The sequence below is a fragment of the Pseudomonas sp. I2 genome (assembly GCF_040984075.1).
GTDB lineage: Bacteria > Pseudomonadota > Gammaproteobacteria > Pseudomonadales > Pseudomonadaceae > Aquipseudomonas > Aquipseudomonas guariconensis_B.
On record NZ_JBCGFQ010000016.1, the window covers coordinates 62,869 to 78,560 of the forward strand.

Below are 15,692 nucleotides of genomic sequence, written 5' to 3' on the forward strand. Positions count from 1 at the left end.
CTTTGGTCTTATAAGTGAATCGATATCACTTCGCCTTGCTGATTAGGCCGAAGGGTTTGGTATACTCCGGCGCTGACCGCAGGGTCATTGGGGCGAACCCTTGGAAAAACGCGGCTCGCCCTCGGCCATCAACGGCCAAAAAGCCTGGGCCGTTACCGCGACCCAGCCGTTTGACGCTCGACTGATGCATCCACCATCACCGCTCGTAGCCTCTCGACCAATTGCCCATGGCGCCGCCAGGGCGAAGCGCCTACCCTGCGCACCTCGAGACTTCGAGCACGCTCAGCAAAACAGAGAGTTAACCCGCATATGCCCACCCGTTCCAAGATCATCTACACCTTCACCGACGAAGCTCCCGCCCTCGCCACCTACTCACTGCTGCCAATCATCGAAGCCTTCACCGCTTGCGCTGACATCGCCGTCGAAACCCGCGATATCTCCCTCGCTGGCCGTATCCTCGCCGCGTTCCCCGAGCAGCTCGGTGCCGAGAAGCAGGTAGGCGATCACCTGGCGGAACTGGGCCAGCTGGCCACCACCCCGCAAGCCAACATCATCAAGCTGCCGAACATCAGCGCCTCGGTACCGCAGCTCAAGGCCGCGATCAAGGAACTGCAGGGCAAGGGCTACAACATCCCCGACTACGCCGACGAGCCGGCCACCGAGGCCGAGAAGGAAGCCCGCGCGCGCTACGACCGCATCAAGGGCAGCGCCGTGAACCCGGTCCTGCGTGAAGGCAACTCCGACCGCCGCGCCCCGCTGTCGGTCAAGAACTACGCCCGCAAGCACCCGCACAAGATGGGCGCCTGGGCCGCCGACTCCAAGTCCCACGTGGCGCACATGAGCCAGGGCGACTTCTACGGCAGCGAAAAGGCCGCGCTGATCGAGGCCGATGACAGCCTGCGCATCGAGCTGGTCGGCAAGGACGGCGCCACCACTGTCCTGAAGGAAAAGACCCCGGTCAAGGCCGCCGAAGTCATCGACTGCGCCGTCATGAGCCGCAAGGCCCTGAAAGCCTTCATCGCCGAGCAGATCGCCGACGCCAAGGCCTCCGGCGTGCTGCTGTCGGTCCACCTGAAGGCGACCATGATGAAGGTCTCCGACCCGATCATGTTCGGCGTCATCGTCGAGGAGTTCTACAACGACGTGCTGGCCAAGCACGCCGCCGCCCTGGCCGAGGTAGGCTTCAACGCCAACAACGGCATCGGCGACCTGTACGCCCGCATCAAGGACCTGCCAGCCGACAAGCAGGCCGAGATCGAAGCCGACGTCCAGGCCCTGTACGCCGTCCGTCCGGCCCTGGCCATGGTCAACTCCGACAAGGGCATCACCAACCTGCACGTGCCGAGCGACGTCATCGTCGACGCCTCGATGCCGGCCATGATCCGCGACTCGGGCAAGATGTGGAACGCCGCGGGCGAACTGCAGGACACCAAGGCAGTCATCCCTGACCGTTGCTACGCCGGCATCTACCAGGCCGTGATCGAGGACTGCAAGGCCAACGGCGCCTTCGACCCGACCACCATGGGCAGCGTGCCGAACGTCGGCCTGATGGCGCAGAAGGCCGAGGAATACGGCTCCCACGACAAGACCTTCCAGATCAAGGCCGACGGCGTCGTGCGCGTGGTCGACGGCAAGGGCCAGGTGCTGCTGGAGCAGAACGTCGAGGCCGGCGATATCTTCCGCATGTGCCAGACCAAGGACGCGCCGATCCAGGACTGGGTCAAGCTGGCCGTCAACCGCGCTCGCCTGAGCGACACCCCGGCGGTGTTCTGGCTGGACCCTGCCCGCGCCCACGACGGCGTGATGATCGAGAAGGTCCAGAAGTACCTGAAGGACCACGACACCAGCGGCCTGGACATCCGTATCCTGGCACCGGTCGAGGCCATCAAGTTCTCCCTGGCGCGCATCCGCGAAGGCAAGGACACCATCTCGGTGACCGGCAACGTACTGCGTGACTACCTGACCGACCTGTTCCCGATCATGGAGCTGGGCACCAGCGCCAAGATGCTGTCGATCGTTCCGCTGATGAATGGCGGCGGCCTGTTCGAGACCGGTGCCGGCGGTTCGGCGCCCAAGCACGTGCAGCAGCTGGTCGAAGAGAACTTCCTGCGCTGGGATTCGCTGGGCGAGTTCCTGGCCCTGGCCGCTTCCCTGGAGCACCTGGGCAACGCCTACGCCAACCCACGCGCCAAGGTCCTGGCCAACACCCTGGACCAGGCCACCGGCAAGTTCCTCGACGGCAACAAGTCGCCAGCACGCAAGGTCGGCAACATCGACAACCGCGGCAGCCACTTCTACCTGACCCTGTACTGGGCCGAAGCCCTGGCCGCGCAGAGCGACGATGCCGCCCTGCAGGCGCGCTTCGCCCCACTGGCCAAGGCCCTGGCCGAGAACGAGGCGACCATCGTCGCCGAGCTCAACGCCGTGCAGGGCAAGCCGGCCGACATCGGTGGCTACTACGCCCCGGATGCCGAGCTGACCAGCAAGGTGATGCGCCCGAGCCAGACCTTCAACAGCGCGATCGCCGCACTGTAAGGTTCGCTTGACGTAACAGCGCAAACCCCGGCCACGCACCGGGGTTTGTGCTTTTTCAGCTTCGAGTTTCGAGCTGCAAGCGGCAAGAGAGAGCAGCCTGCGATCCGCTTTTTCTTGCCGCTTGCAGCTCGACGCTCGCCACTTTGGAAGAAACCGAGCATGTCCTGGCAACCCCACATCACCGTCGCCACCATCGTCGAAGACCAGGGCCGCTTCCTCATGGTCGAGGAATTCAAGGCCGGCCAGCACGTCTTCAACCAGCCCGCCGGGCACCTGGAAGCCAACGAGACCCTGCCCCAGGCCGCCCTGCGCGAAACCCTCGAGGAAACCGCCTGGGAAGTCGAGCTCACCGGCGTGGTCGGCATCTACCTGTACACCGCGCCGAGCAACGGCGTGACCTACCAGCGCATCTGCTTCGCCGCCCGCCCCGTGCGCCAACGCCCGGAGCTGGCCCTGGACAGCGACATCGTACGCGCCGTCTGGCTGACCCGCGACGAGCTGCTGGCCGACCCCACGCGCTGGCGCAGCGAACTGGTGCCGCGCTGCATCGACGACTACCTGGCAGGCCCCTTGCACAGCCTCGACCTGCTGCGCGACTGACGCGCGAGGCCCGGCCTGATAGAATCGGCCTTTTTCCCAGATACAACCGGTAGCCATGACCAGCCCAGCACTCAAAGACCCCGCCAAGACCCGCGTCATCGTCGGCATGTCCGGCGGCGTGGACTCTTCCGTCTCCGCCCTTCTGCTCATGGAGCAGGGCTACCAGGTGGAAGGTCTGTTCATGAAGAACTGGGAAGAGGACGATGGCACCGAATACTGCACCGCCCGCGAAGACCTGGCCGATGCCCAGGCCGTGTGCGACCGCATCGGCATCACGCTGCACACCGCCAACTTCGCCGCCGAATACTGGGACAACGTGTTCGAGCACTTCCTCGCGGAATACAAGGCCGGCCGCACGCCGAACCCAGACATCCTCTGCAACCGCGAGATCAAGTTCAAGGCCTTCCTCGACTACGCCCTGTCGCTCGGCGCCGACCTGATCGCCACCGGCCACTACGTGCGTCGCCGCGACACCGGCGAGCTCACCGAACTGCTCAAGGGCCTGGACCCGAACAAGGACCAGAGCTACTTCCTGCATGCCGTCGGCGGCAAGGAAATCGCTCGCACCCTGTTCCCGGTCGGCGAACTGGAAAAGCCCGAGGTACGCGCCATCGCCGAGAAACACGGCCTGGCCACGGCCAAGAAAAAGGACTCCACCGGCATCTGCTTCATCGGCGAGCGCCGCTTCAGCGACTTCCTCAAGCAGTACCTGCCGGCCCAGCCCGGCAACATCGAGACCACCGAAGGCGAAGTGATCGGCCGCCACCACGGCCTGATGTACCACACCATCGGCCAGCGCCAGGGCCTGGGCATCGGCGGCATGAAGGACGCCGGCGACGAGCCGTGGTACGTGCTGGAGAAGGACCTGTCGCGCAACGTGCTGGTCGTCGGCCAGGGCAACGAACACCCCTGGTTGTTCTCCCGCGCCCTGCTGGCCTCGGAGATCTACTGGGTCAACCCGGTCGACCTGTCCGCCCCGCGCCGCCTCGCCGCCAAGGTGCGCTACCGCCAGGGCGACCAGGCCTGCGTGCTCGAGCGCACCGCGAGCGGCTACCGGGCCGTGTTCGACGAGCCGCAACGGGCCGTGACCCCGGGCCAGTCGGTGGTGTTCTACGACGGCGAGGTGTGCCTGGGTGGCGGTGTGATCGAAACCGCCGAGCCCTGGAGCCCACGCGCATGAATGGTACCCAAGAGCAACTGGTCGCCCTCGGTGGTGTGTTCCAGGCCGCGGTGCTGGTCGACCGCATCGCCCGTACCGGCCAGGCCAGCGAGGCCGACATCGGCTGCATGCTCGGCAGCCTGCTGGTGCGCGACCCCAAGGACACCCTGGAGGTGTTCGGTGGCGACGACCTCAACCTGCGCGACGGCTACCGTGCCCTGGTCGGCGCCCTGGAGCGCGACCCCAGCAGCCTGCAGCGCGAACCCCTGCGCTATGCCCTGTCGATGCTGGGCCTGGAGCGCCAGTTGGCCAAGCGCGGCGACATGCTCGACACCATCGGCCAACGCCTGCCGCAGATCCAGGCCCAGGCCGACCATTTCGGCCTGGTTCACGAAAATGTCATCGCTTCCAGTGGAGCCTTGTACCAGGACACCCTGAGCACCCTGCGCCAGCGTATCCAGGTGCATGGCGACATGCGCTTCCTGCAGCAGGCCAGCAATGCGTCGAAGATCCGCGCCCTGCTGCTCGCCGGTATCCGTGCCGCGCGCCTGTGGCGCCAACTGGGCGGGCACCGCTGGCAACTGGTGTTCAGCCGGCGCAAGTTGCTCAACGAGCTGTACGACATGATGCGGGGGTAAGCGCAAGCTGCAAGTAGAAGCAGCGTAGCGTTCGCATTCTCTTGCCGCTCGTAGCTCGAGGCTCGCTGCGGCCCTTTTTCATGTATGATATGCGCCCCTTCAAAAGCCTGACTGTCCGAGAACACGCCATGCAGCTCTCCTCGCTCACTGCGGTTTCCCCTGTAGACGGCCGCTACGCCGGCAAAACCCAGGCCCTGCGCCCCATTTTCAGCGAATACGGCCTGATCCGTTTCCGCGCCCTGGTCGAGGTGCGCTGGCTCCAGCGCCTGGCCGCCCACCCGCAGATCGCTGAAGTGCCCGCCTTCTCGGCCGAGGCCAACGCCCTGCTCGACACCCTGGCCAGCGACTTCAAGCTCGAGCACGCCGAGCGCGTCAAGGAAATCGAGCGCACCACCAACCATGACGTCAAGGCCATCGAGTACCTGCTCAAGGAGCAGGCCGCCCAACTGCCCGAGTTGGCCAAGGTCAGCGAGTTCATCCACTTCGCCTGCACCAGCGAGGACATCAACAACCTGTCCCACGCCCTGATGCTGCGCGCCGGTCGCGACGAAGTGCTGCTGCCCTTGATGCGCCAGATCGCCGAGGCCATCCGCACCCTGGCCCATCAGCATGCCGACGTGCCGATGCTCTCGCGCACCCACGGCCAGCCGGCCTCGCCGACCACCCTGGGCAAGGAGCTGGCCAACGTGGTCTACCGCCTGGAGCGCCAGATCGCCCAGGTCGCCGCCGTGCCGCTGCTGGGCAAGATCAACGGCGCCGTAGGCAACTACAACGCCCACCTGTCGGCCTACTCGCAGATCGACTGGGAAGCCAACGCCCGTGCCTTCATCGAGGAAGAGCTGGGCCTGCAGTTCAACCCCTACACCACCCAGATCGAGCCGCACGACTACATCGCCGAGCTGTTCGACGCCATCGCCCGCTTCAACACCATTCTCATCGACTTCGACCGCGACGTCTGGGGCTACATCTCCCTGGGCTACTTCAAGCAGAAGACCGTCGCTGGCGAGATCGGCTCCTCGACCATGCCGCACAAGGTCAACCCGATCGACTTCGAGAACTCCGAGGGTAACCTGGGGATTGCCAACGCCCTGTTCCAGCACCTGGCCAGCAAGCTGCCGATCTCCCGCTGGCAGCGCGACCTGACCGACTCCACCGTGCTGCGCAACCTGGGCGTGGGCTTCGCCCACAGCGTCATCGCCTACGAGGCCAGCCTCAAGGGCATCGGCAAGCTGGAAGTGAACGTCGCCCGCATCGCCGAAGACCTGGACGCCTGCTGGGAAGTCCTGGCCGAGCCGATCCAGACCGTCATGCGCCGCTACAACATCGAGAATCCCTACGAGAAGCTCAAGGAGCTGACCCGTGGCAAGGGCATCAGCCCCGAAGCCCTGCAGGCGTTCATCGATGGCCTGGACATGCCGACCGACGCCAAGGCCGAGCTCAAGCAGCTCACCCCGGCCACCTACATCGGCAACGCGGCGGCCCAGGCCAAGCGCATCTGAGCCAGCCTCCGCGTTCGACGCCCGGCCTGGCCGGGCGTTTTTATTCCCGGACGAAAATTACGTTTTTTCAATAGGTTGAACATGAATCCTGATACTCCACTGCAGCTGCTGGGTGGCCTTACGGCCCGCGAATTCCTGCGCGACTACTGGCAGAAGAAGCCCCTGCTGGTGCGCCAGGCCTTCCCGGACTTCCAAAGCCCGATCGACCCCGACGAGCTGGCCGGCCTGGCCCTGGAAGAAGAAGTCGAGTCGCGCCTGGTGCTCGAGCACGGCGAACGCCCCTGGGAGTTGCGTCGCGGCCCGTTCGCCGAGGACACCTTCGCCACCCTGCCGGAGCGTGACTGGACCCTGCTGGTGCAGGCGGTCGACCAGTTCGTCCCGGAAGTGGCCGAGCTGCTGGAGCACTTCCGCTTCCTGCCCAGCTGGCGTATCGACGATGTGATGATCAGCTTCGCCGCTCCCGGCGGCAGCGTTGGCCCACACTTCGACAACTACGACGTGTTCCTGCTCCAGGGCCACGGCAAGCGCAACTGGAAGATCGGCCAGATGTGCGACAGCGACAGCCCGCTGCTGGACCACGCCGACCTGCGCATCCTCGCCGATTTCGAGCAGCAGGACGAATGGACCCTGGAACCCGGCGACATGCTCTACCTACCGCCGCGCCTGGCCCACTACGGCGTGGCCGAAGACGACTGCCTGACCTACTCGGTGGGCTTCCGCGCGCCGAGCGCGGCCGAAGTGCTGACCCACTTCACCGACTTCCTCAGCCAGTTCCTGCCGGACGAAGAGCGCTACAGCGACGCAGACGCAGAGCCTGCCAGCGACCCGCACCAGATCCAGCACGATGCCCTCGAGCGCCTCAAGACCCTGCTGGCCGAGCACATGGGCGATGAACGTCTGCTGCTGACCTGGTTCGGCCAGTTCATGACCGAGCCGCGCTACCCGGAGCTGGTGTCCGGCGAAGAACTGAGCGAGGAAGAGCTGATCGACAGCCTCGAACAAGGCGCGATCCTGGTCCGCAACCCCAGCGCGCGCCTGGCCTGGTCGGAAGTCGACGACAACCTGCTGCTGTTCGCCAGCGGCCAGAGCCGCCTGCTCCCGGGCCACCTGCGCGAGCTGCTGAAACTGATCTGCGCCGCCGACGCACTGCACATCGAAAACCTTGTACAGTGGCTGGAAGACGAAGATGGCCTGACGCTGGTATGCCAGCTGGTCAAACAAGGAAGCCTGGGATTTGCCAATGAATAAGATCAGCGTTCGCCTCGCCGACTGGCACAAAGACAACGCCGATATCCACCGCATCCGCAGCGCGGTGTTCGTCGCCGAGCAGCACGTGCCGCCGGAGCTGGAGTTCGACGCCGAAGACCCGAGCGCCGTGCACTTCCTGGCCCTGGAGGGCGACTACCCGATCGGCACCGCACGCCTGCTGCCCGACGGCACCATCGGCCGGGTCTCGGTGCTCAAGGACTGGCGTGGCCTGAAGGTGGGCGATGCACTGATGCGCGCGGTGATCGTCGAGGCGCAGAACCGCGACCTCAAGCAGCAGATGCTCAGTGCCCAGGTGCATGCCACACCGTTCTACGAGCGCCTGGGGTTCCGGGTGGTCAGCGAGGAATTCCTCGAGGCCGGCATTCCCCATGTCGACATGGTGCGCGATTCCCGCGAACTGGCCTGATCCCCCAGGGCCGGCCCTGCCGACCATCGCGACGCAAAGTGCTCCCACAGGGCCCAGCAGAGAACCTGTGGGAGCCGGCTTGCCGGCGATAGGGCCGGCACAGCCCACACAAGACAGTTGCTCCTACAGGCCCCTGCAAGGGCCCCAGTTTCCCGCCCCTCGAAAAACCCGCTTGCAAGAACACTGTACACCCATACAGATAATTCTTGCCTGCCCGCCTCGTTTTGCGCATCCTGACGCCATCGTCACCATGAAGTGTTTCCGGCCATGCGCCTCTTTCTCTGCGAAAAACCCTCCCAGGCCAAGGACATCGCCAAGGTCCTCGGCGCCACCCGCAAGGGCGACGGCTGCTGGCACGGTACCGATGTCTGCGTGACCTGGTGCATCGGCCACCTGCTCGAGACCGCACCACCGGACCGCTACGACGAGCGCTACAAGCGCTGGGTCCTGGCCGACCTGCCGATCATCCCGCAGCAGTGGAAGATGCTGGTCAAGCCCAAGACCGCCAGCCAGTTCAAGGCGGTCAAGCGCCTGCTCGGCGAAGCCCGCGAGCTGGTGATCGCCACCGACGCCGACCGCGAAGGCGAGATGATCGCCCGCGAACTGGTCGAACATTGCCGCTACCGTGGGCCGATCCAGCGCCTGTGGCTGTCGGCGCTGGACGACGCCTCGATCCGCAAGGCCCTGGCACGCCTGCTGCCCGGCCACCAGACCTTCAACCTGTACCACTCGGCCCTGGGCCGCTCCCGCGCCGACTGGCTGATCGGCATGAACATGAGCCGCCTGTTCACCCTGCTCGGCCGCCAGTCCGGCTACCAGGGCGTACTGCCGGTAGGACGGGTGCAGACCCCGACCCTGCGCCTGGTGGTGGACCGCGACCGTAGCATCGCCGACTTCGTGCCAGTCCCCTACTGGGCCATCGACGTGCAGTTGGAGCACGCCGGCAGTGTCTTCAACGCCCAATGGCGCGCCCCGGAGGACGCCTGCGACGACCAGGGCCGCTGCCTCAAGCAGGCCCTGGCACAGCAAGCGGCCGCCGACATCGACGCGGCCGGCAGCGCACGGGTGCTCAAGGTGGCCACCGAGCGCGTGCGCGAAGCGGCCCCCCTGCCCTTCGACCTGGGCACCCTGCAGGAAGTGTGTTCGAAGAAGCTTGGCCTCGGTGCCCAGGAAACCCTCGACATCGCCCAGGCCCTGTACGAAACCCACAAGCTGATCACCTACCCGCGCAGCGACTGCGGCTACCTGCCGCTCAGCCAGCATGGCGAGGCGCCAGCGATCCTCGCCGCCCTGCAGCGCGCCGACGCCAGCCTCGCCCCGTTGCAGCCCCATCTCGAGCCACAACGCCGCTCGCGGGCCTGGAACGACGCCAAGGTCAGCGCCCACCACGGCATCATCCCCACCGCCGCCGCCAGCGACCCTGCGCGCCTGCCACCCAAGTACCGGGCCGTCTATACCCTGGTCCGTGCTCGCTACCTGGCGCAGTTCCTGCCCAACCACGAGTACGACCGCACCCAGGCCGAATTCGACTGCGCCAGCCATGCCTTGCGTGCGGTGGGCAAGCAGATCGTCGAGCCGGGTTGGCGCCGCGCCCTGCCCGAGGCCCTGACACCCGCCAAAGGCCGCGAGGCGCCACCGCCCCAGGTGCTGCCACCCCTGCACGAAGGCCTGGACTGCGCCGTTCACGGCCTGCAACTCAAGGACCTGTGGACCCAGCCCCCCAAGCCGTTCACCGAAGGCGACCTGATCAAGGCGATGAAGAACGTCGCCAAACTGGTGGACGACCCACTGCTCAAGCAGAAGCTCAAGGAAACCACCGGCATCGGCACCGAGGCCACCCGCGCCAGCATCATCCAGGGCCTGATCGAGCGCGGTTACCTGGTCAAGAACGGCAAGGCGCTGAGCGCTACCCCGGCGGCCTTCAGCCTGATCGACGCCGTCCCCCGCGCCATCGCCGACCCAGGCACCACGGCGATCTGGGAACAAGCCCTGGACATGGTGCAGAGCGGTGAGATGAGCCTGGACGAATTCGTCGCCCGGCAATCGGCGTGGATGGGCAAGCTGGTGCAGCGCTGCTCCGGCATGCGCCTGACCATCAATGGCCCGGCGGTACCGGCCGGGGGCAAGGGGGCGCCCTGGAAGAAGAAGCGCAGGAGCGCTGGCAAGGGCAAGGCAGCGGGAAGTTCGGCCAAGGCCGTCAGCGGCAAACCGAGGTCAGGGCGGCGCAAGGCGGCGACCTGAACCACAGATGCGCCGGCCTGGGTAATCCTGGGGCCGCGTCGATCACAAGTGATGCGGTTTTGCAGGCCCCTGTGGGAGCGGGCTTGCCCGCGAATGGGCCCGTACAGGCACCCAGGCAGTTCAGGTCATTCCCTCAGCCTAGGTCCCGCTCTTCAACCGACTGAACGCCCGGGTCAACTCCCGGTTGAAGGCCTTGCCATTGTCGTTCTTGGTATACAACCGCGCCCGCACCTCGGCCGGCGGGTAGGTCCCCGGCGCATTGCGGATCCCAGGGTCCACCAACTCGTCGGCAGCCGTGATCGCATTGGCGTAGTGGATGGTGTCGGTGATCGGCGCGATCACCTCGGGCCGCATCAGGTAATCGACCAGTTGCCAGGCCGCCTCGGGATGCGGCGCATCCTTGGGCACCACCAACGCATCGAGCCAGATCAGCGTTCCCTCGCTGGGAATGCGGTAGTCCAGGCTGAAGGCCTTGCCAGCCTGCTGCGCCTGCGTCTGGGCGATGGCCACGTTGCCGTTCCACGACATCGCCACGCACGTCTCGCCGTTGGCCAGGTCGTTGATGTTGCGATCATTGTCGAAATAACGGATATAGGGGCGGATCTTGCGCAGGTGCGCCTCGGCCGCCCGCAGATCCTCCACGCGCTGCTGGTTGATGTCCAGCCCCAGGTAGCGCATCGCCGCGGCGAACACCTCGTTGGGGTCGTTGAGCAGGCTCACCCCACAATCGGCGAATTTCGCCGCCACCTGCGGATCGAACAGCATCGCCCAGCTGTCACGCGGTGCATCCGGCAAGCGTGCCGCCACCGCCTCCTGCTGGAAGCCCACCCCCGTGGTGCCCCAGGCATAGGTGCCAGCATAGCGATTGCCCGGATCGAACACCGCCATGTGCTGACGGAACTCCTCGCCGATACCCGCCAGGTGCGGCACCTTGCTCTTGTCCAGCGGTTGCAGGGCACCGCTGGCGATCGCCCGGCTCAGGTGCTGGCCGGCGCTGAGCACCACGTCGTAGCCGCTACGGCCGGTCAGCAGCTTGGTCTCGGCCGTCTCCAGGGAGTCGAAGTGGTCGGCGACCACGCGGATGCCCGTCTGCTTCTCGAAGTTGGCCAAGGTGTCCGGGGCAAGGTACTCGCCCCAGATGTACAGGTTGACGGTCGGCTGTTGTGCGTCGGCTGCCTGGGCCACCGCCGCCGTGCAGCCCAGGGCGAGCGCCAGGGTCAGGTTGCGCAGTTTCATGGGCGGCGGCCTCCCGCGTATTGCGGCATGGTGATACAGGCGACGTTGCCACCGCCCAGCAGGATCTCCCGGGAGTGCTCGATACCGAGAATGCGATGGTCAGGGAACAGTTCCGCCAGGGTAGCCTGGGCCACGGCGTCGTTGCGGTCGCCGAACAGCGGCACGACGATGGCCGAGTTGCCCGCGTAGTAATTGATGTACGAGGCGCAGATGCGCGTACCCGCCTGGCGCAGGTGGGTACCGTCGACCTGGTCCAGGCCTGCGGCTTCCTCCGCCGTCCATTCCAGCACCTGCGGCTGCGGCAGCTTATGCACCTTGAGGGCCCGGCCACGGCTGTCGCGGGTGCTGCGCAGGATGTCATAGGCTTGCTGGTAGATCTCCCACTGCGGGTCGTTGCGATCGTCGGTCCATTGCAGCACCACTTCGCCGGGGCGCACGAAGCAAGCCAGGTCATCGACATGGCCGTCGGTCTCGTCGAACTTGCAGCCACGCGGCAGCCAGATCACCTGTTCGGCGCCCAGGTAGTCCTGTAGCCGGCGGGTCACCTCGTCCTTGCCCAGGTGCGCGTTACGGTTGCGGTTGAGCAGGCACTGCTCGGTGGTCAGCAGGCTGCCCTGGCCATCGCTCTGGATACCGCCCAGCTCAGCGATCAGCGGCGCGCGGTAGTGGTCCAGGTTCTCGATCTCGAGGATCTTGCGGGCGATCTGGTCGTCCTTGTCCCAGGGGTAGTAGAGACCACCGTCCAGCCCGCCGTAGGCATTGAACTCGAAGTCCACGCCGCGCACCTCGCCGCTGTCGTCGTTGACCACGAAGCACGGGCCGCTGTCGCGGAACCAGGTGTCGTTGCAGGTCATCTCGACCACCCGTACATGGGCCGGCAGCAGGCGCCGGGCATTGGCGTACTGGGCAGCGGAGGCGCAGACGGTCACCGGCTCGCTGGAGGCGATGGCCGTGACGATCTCGACCCAGACCTTCTGCGCCGGCTTGCCGCCGTTGCGCCAGACATCCGGGCGCTCCGGCCAGCCGAGCCAGCAACCGGCCTTGCGCTCGAATTCGCCAGGCAGGCGGAAACCATCGGCCTTCGGGGTGGTGGTGAGCGAACGTGCCATGGGTCAACCTCGTCATCGGTGAGTGATGACTGCACGCTACGCCGCCGGGCGCCAGGCTTCCAACGATGAAAACTCAGCGATAGTTGAATTGAATTCAGGGCTCGGCGATCTGTTCGATGAACCATTCGATGAATTCGGCCACCGCGCCGCGCTCCAGGCGCAAGCGCTCGCAGACCAGCGCGTACTGCCCCTGGGCCGTCACGCTGGCGTTGAACGGGCGCACCAGGCGGCCGCTCTGCAGGTCGGCCTGGCAGGTCAGGTTGTCGCCCATGGCCACGCCCTGCCCCAGCGCCGCCGCCTCCAGGGCCAGCGCCGCATGGGGGAAGTACAACTGGCGGGTGGGCAAGGCGTCGTCGGCGTGGGTGGCCAGCCAGGTGGTCCAGGTGCGGCCATCCTGGTCGTCGTGCAGCAGACAGTGGCGCACCAGGTCGCGCGGACGCTTGAGCCCGCCCTGGTTGAACAGCCCCGGGCTGCACACCGGGAAGAACTGCAGCAGCGGCAAGGGCCGGACGAAGTGGGTGCTGGCGTCCAGGGCGCTGGTGCCGTAGGTGATGGCGACATCGACCTCCATCGCCGGGGCGCCGGCGTCGATCGGCTGCTCGTGCAGGTGCAGGGTGATGTGCGGGTAGCGGCTGCTGAAGTCGGCCAGCCGGGCCACCAGCCATTTCTGCGCCAGCTCCGCCGTGACCGCCACCCGCAACACCGCCTGGGAAGCCGGATCGCGCAGCTCGTCGCAGGCCTTGCCGATCAGCTCGAAGGCCTGCTGCAGGTGGTGCAGCAGACGCTCGGCCTCGGCACTGGGGCGCACCTGGCGGCCCACCCGCTCGAACAGGGCGACGCCCAGTTGATCCTCCAGTTGGCGGATCTGGTGGCTGACGGCGCTGTCGGTCACGCACAGCTCGGCGGCGGCGCGGCCGAAGTGGCCGTGGCGGGCGGCACACTCGAAGGTGCGCAGGGCGGTCAGGGAAGGCAGGCGGCGCATGAGGGGGTTCCCTTCTGGATGGCAGTCGGAGCCGAATCATATCGGGCTATTTCGAGGAGCCGTTAAGTCTTTTGCCGCTGCACCGGCCCCACTGGCGCTGTGAAATTTATCTGCTATTTTTTCATGAAATAAACAACAATAAATTTCACGAGGCCCGCATGTTCAAGCAATCCGCCCAACACGTCGCCAGCTACTACGCCCGGACCTACCCCACGACCATCCCCCTGCGCCCCACCCTGCAAGGCCCTCTGGACACCGACGTGCTGATCGTCGGCGCCGGCTTCAGCGGCCTGCACACCGCGCTGCGCCTGGCCCTGGCCGGCAAGCGCGTGGTCTTGCTGGAAGCCAGTCGGGTGGCCTGGGCGGCGTCCGGGCGCAATGGTGGCCAGGCACTGCTGGGTTGGTCCTGCGACATGCCGCCCCTGGAGAAGGCCCTGGGCCTGGAGCGGGCGCGCCGGCTGTGGGACAGCATGTATTGGGCCGCCGAGGAGATGCGCGAACTGCCCCAGCGTCACGGCTTCGAGGTGGATTACCGGGTCGGCAGCCTGTGGACCGCCGTGCTGGCCCGGCGCGTGAAGATGCTCGAACAGGCGCAGCACGAAGCCCGGGAGAAATGGGGCTACGACTGCCTGCGCCTGATCGGCCGCGACGAGCTGCCCGAATGGGTCGACAGCCCACGCTACCAGGCCGCCCTGTACGACCCCAACGGCGCCCACCTCAACCCGCTGAAACTGGCCCAGGGCCTGGCCAGCGCGATCGAGGCGGCAGGCGGGCAAATCTTCGAGCAAAGCCAGGTGCGCGACTACCACGAGAGCGCCAGCGGCTTCGTCGCCCGCACCGACCAGGGCGAAGTGCGCAGCCAGGTACTGGTACTGGCCTGCAACGCCTACATCGACCGCCTCGACCGCACCCTCTCGCGCCGGCTCCTGCCGGTGGGCTCCTACCAGGTGGCCACCGCGCCCCTGGAGGCGGCGCTGGCCCAGTCGCTGCTGCCACGCAACAGCTGCGTGATCGACAACCAGTTCGTCCCCGACTACTTCCGCCTGACTCCAGACCATCGCCTGCTGTTCGGCGGTGGCTGCACCTACCTGGGCGGCATTCCCAAGGACGTGGCCGCTGCCACCCGCCCCTACCTGGAGCGGGTGTTCCCGCAGTTGGCCGGCGTGGCCATCGACTACGCCTGGGGTGGGCACATCGACTGCAGCCTGCACCGCACGCCGGACATCGGCCGCCAGGGCCAACGCTACTGGCTGCAAGGTTTCTCTGGCCATGGTGTGCTGCCGACCCTGGCCGGCGCACGGGCGGTCAGCGACGCGATCCTCGGCGACGACGAGCTGTTGGCGTTGTACGCCGGCATCGACAACGGCCGTTTCCCCGGCGGCGACCTGATGGCCGCGCCGTTGGAGGCCGCGGCCAAGGCCTGGTACAGGTTGCGCGACCATGTCTGAGACGCCCCTGCACACCGACGACGACATCCAGGGCCTGGCGCTGCTGATCCGCGACCTGCGCAAGCACCGCGGCCTGACCTTGGGCGAGCTGGCCGGCCGGGTCAACCGTTCGCTGGGGTTTCTCTCGCAGGTCGAGCGTGGTCTGTCGAGGCCCACCGTGGCCGACCTCACGGCCATCAGCGAAGCCCTGCACGTACCGACCACCTACTTCTACCAACCCAGCAAGCCGCGGGCCCTGGGCTGGGTGACGCGCCCCGGCGAACGACGCACGCTGTACTACGCCCAGGGCGTGACCGACGTCCTGGTCTCGCCCAGCCTCACCGGCAGCTTCGCCATGCTCGAAAGCCACCTGGCGCCCGGCGCCAGCAGCGGCGAGGGCCATCTGGACGACAGCGCCGAACAAGGCGGTTTCATCCTGGAAGGCCAACTGACCCTGTGGCTCGAAGGGCATGACGCCCCCGTCACCCTCGGCCCCAACGACAGCTTCCAGCTCCCGCCGCACAGCCAGTTCCGCTACGCCAACCTGACCGACCAGACGACCCGCGTCCTCTGGGTATTCCGTTGAGAGCA

Annotated in this window: 13 protein-coding genes; 10 read left to right on the plus strand and 3 right to left on the minus strand. The window is 66.6% G+C overall.

Features of this window, described 5'->3' with window-relative positions; all coding sequences use genetic code 11:
* Nucleotides 1–309: 309 nt before the first annotated feature.
* The 8 genes from WCE05_RS10450 to WCE05_RS10485 all read left to right on the plus strand — a co-directional run bounded on the left by WCE05_RS10450 (nucleotide 310) and on the right by WCE05_RS10485 (nucleotide 10,347).
* Nucleotides 310–2,535, plus strand: coding sequence for an NADP-dependent isocitrate dehydrogenase (locus WCE05_RS10450; RefSeq protein WP_225789184.1), 2,226 nt, complete (start codon nucleotides 310–312; stop codon nucleotides 2,533–2,535).
* A gap of 159 nt (nucleotides 2,536–2,694) precedes the next feature.
* Entirely contained in the window at nucleotides 2,695–3,135 is a 441-nt protein-coding gene (locus WCE05_RS10455) for an NUDIX hydrolase (protein WP_225789183.1), read from the plus strand.
* A 55-nt stretch (nucleotides 3,136–3,190) separates the two neighbouring features.
* A complete protein-coding gene (gene mnmA, locus WCE05_RS10460) occupies nucleotides 3,191–4,315 on the plus strand; it encodes a tRNA 2-thiouridine(34) synthase MnmA (protein WP_225789182.1) in 1,125 nt (374 codons plus the stop codon).
* Nucleotides 4,312–4,932 (plus strand): high frequency lysogenization protein HflD, encoded by a 621-nt coding sequence (gene hflD, locus WCE05_RS10465; RefSeq protein ID WP_225789181.1) that lies wholly within the window; start codon nucleotides 4,312–4,314, stop codon nucleotides 4,930–4,932. Before mnmA ends, hflD begins: the two co-directional genes overlap by 4 nt.
* Before the next feature lie 128 nt (nucleotides 4,933–5,060).
* The gene (gene purB, locus WCE05_RS10470) at nucleotides 5,061–6,431 is read left to right on the plus strand and encodes an adenylosuccinate lyase (RefSeq protein WP_225789180.1); all 1,371 of its coding nucleotides are present in this window, start codon (nucleotides 5,061–5,063) and stop codon (nucleotides 6,429–6,431) included.
* A gap of 81 nt (nucleotides 6,432–6,512) precedes the next feature.
* A complete protein-coding gene (locus tag WCE05_RS10475; protein WP_225789179.1) occupies nucleotides 6,513–7,679 on the plus strand; it encodes a cupin domain-containing protein in 1,167 nt (388 codons plus the stop codon).
* Nucleotides 7,672–8,106 (plus strand): GNAT family N-acetyltransferase, encoded by a 435-nt coding sequence (locus WCE05_RS10480; protein WP_225789178.1) that lies wholly within the window; start codon nucleotides 7,672–7,674, stop codon nucleotides 8,104–8,106. Before WCE05_RS10475 ends, WCE05_RS10480 begins: the two co-directional genes overlap by 8 nt.
* Nucleotides 8,107–8,373: 267 nt before the next feature.
* Nucleotides 8,374–10,347 carry a DNA topoisomerase III gene (locus tag WCE05_RS10485; protein WP_368815863.1) on the plus strand — a complete coding sequence of 658 codons (1,974 nt, stop codon included), beginning with the start codon at nucleotides 8,374–8,376 and terminating at the stop codon, nucleotides 10,345–10,347.
* A gap of 138 nt (nucleotides 10,348–10,485) precedes the next feature.
* Here the strand turns inward: WCE05_RS10485 and WCE05_RS10490 are convergent, their stop codons facing one another.
* The 3 genes from WCE05_RS10490 to WCE05_RS10500 all read right to left on the minus strand — a co-directional run bounded on the left by WCE05_RS10490 (nucleotide 10,486) and on the right by WCE05_RS10500 (nucleotide 13,674).
* Nucleotides 10,486–11,583: an extracellular solute-binding protein gene (locus tag WCE05_RS10490; RefSeq protein ID WP_368815864.1), complete on the minus strand. Its 1,098-nt coding sequence runs from the start codon at nucleotides 11,581–11,583 to the stop codon at nucleotides 10,486–10,488.
* Nucleotides 11,580–12,692, minus strand: a complete 1,113-nt coding sequence (gene aguA / locus WCE05_RS10495; RefSeq protein ID WP_225789175.1) for an agmatine deiminase — start codon at nucleotides 12,690–12,692, stop codon at nucleotides 11,580–11,582. Before aguA ends, WCE05_RS10490 begins: the two co-directional genes overlap by 4 nt.
* Before the next feature lie 94 nt (nucleotides 12,693–12,786).
* Nucleotides 12,787–13,674, minus strand: coding sequence for a LysR substrate-binding domain-containing protein (locus tag WCE05_RS10500; RefSeq protein ID WP_253091044.1), 888 nt, complete (start codon nucleotides 13,672–13,674; stop codon nucleotides 12,787–12,789).
* Between the two features lie 158 nt (nucleotides 13,675–13,832).
* Here WCE05_RS10500 and WCE05_RS10505 point away from each other — a divergent pair, with 158 nt between their 5' ends.
* Nucleotides 13,833–15,122, plus strand: coding sequence for an FAD-binding oxidoreductase (locus WCE05_RS10505; RefSeq protein WP_253091043.1), 1,290 nt, complete (start codon nucleotides 13,833–13,835; stop codon nucleotides 15,120–15,122).
* A gap of 7 nt (nucleotides 15,123–15,129) precedes the next feature.
* Nucleotides 15,130–15,687, plus strand: a complete 558-nt coding sequence (locus WCE05_RS10510; protein ID WP_225789243.1) for a helix-turn-helix domain-containing protein — start codon at nucleotides 15,130–15,132, stop codon at nucleotides 15,685–15,687.
* The last annotated feature ends 5 nt before the right edge of the window (nucleotides 15,688–15,692 follow it).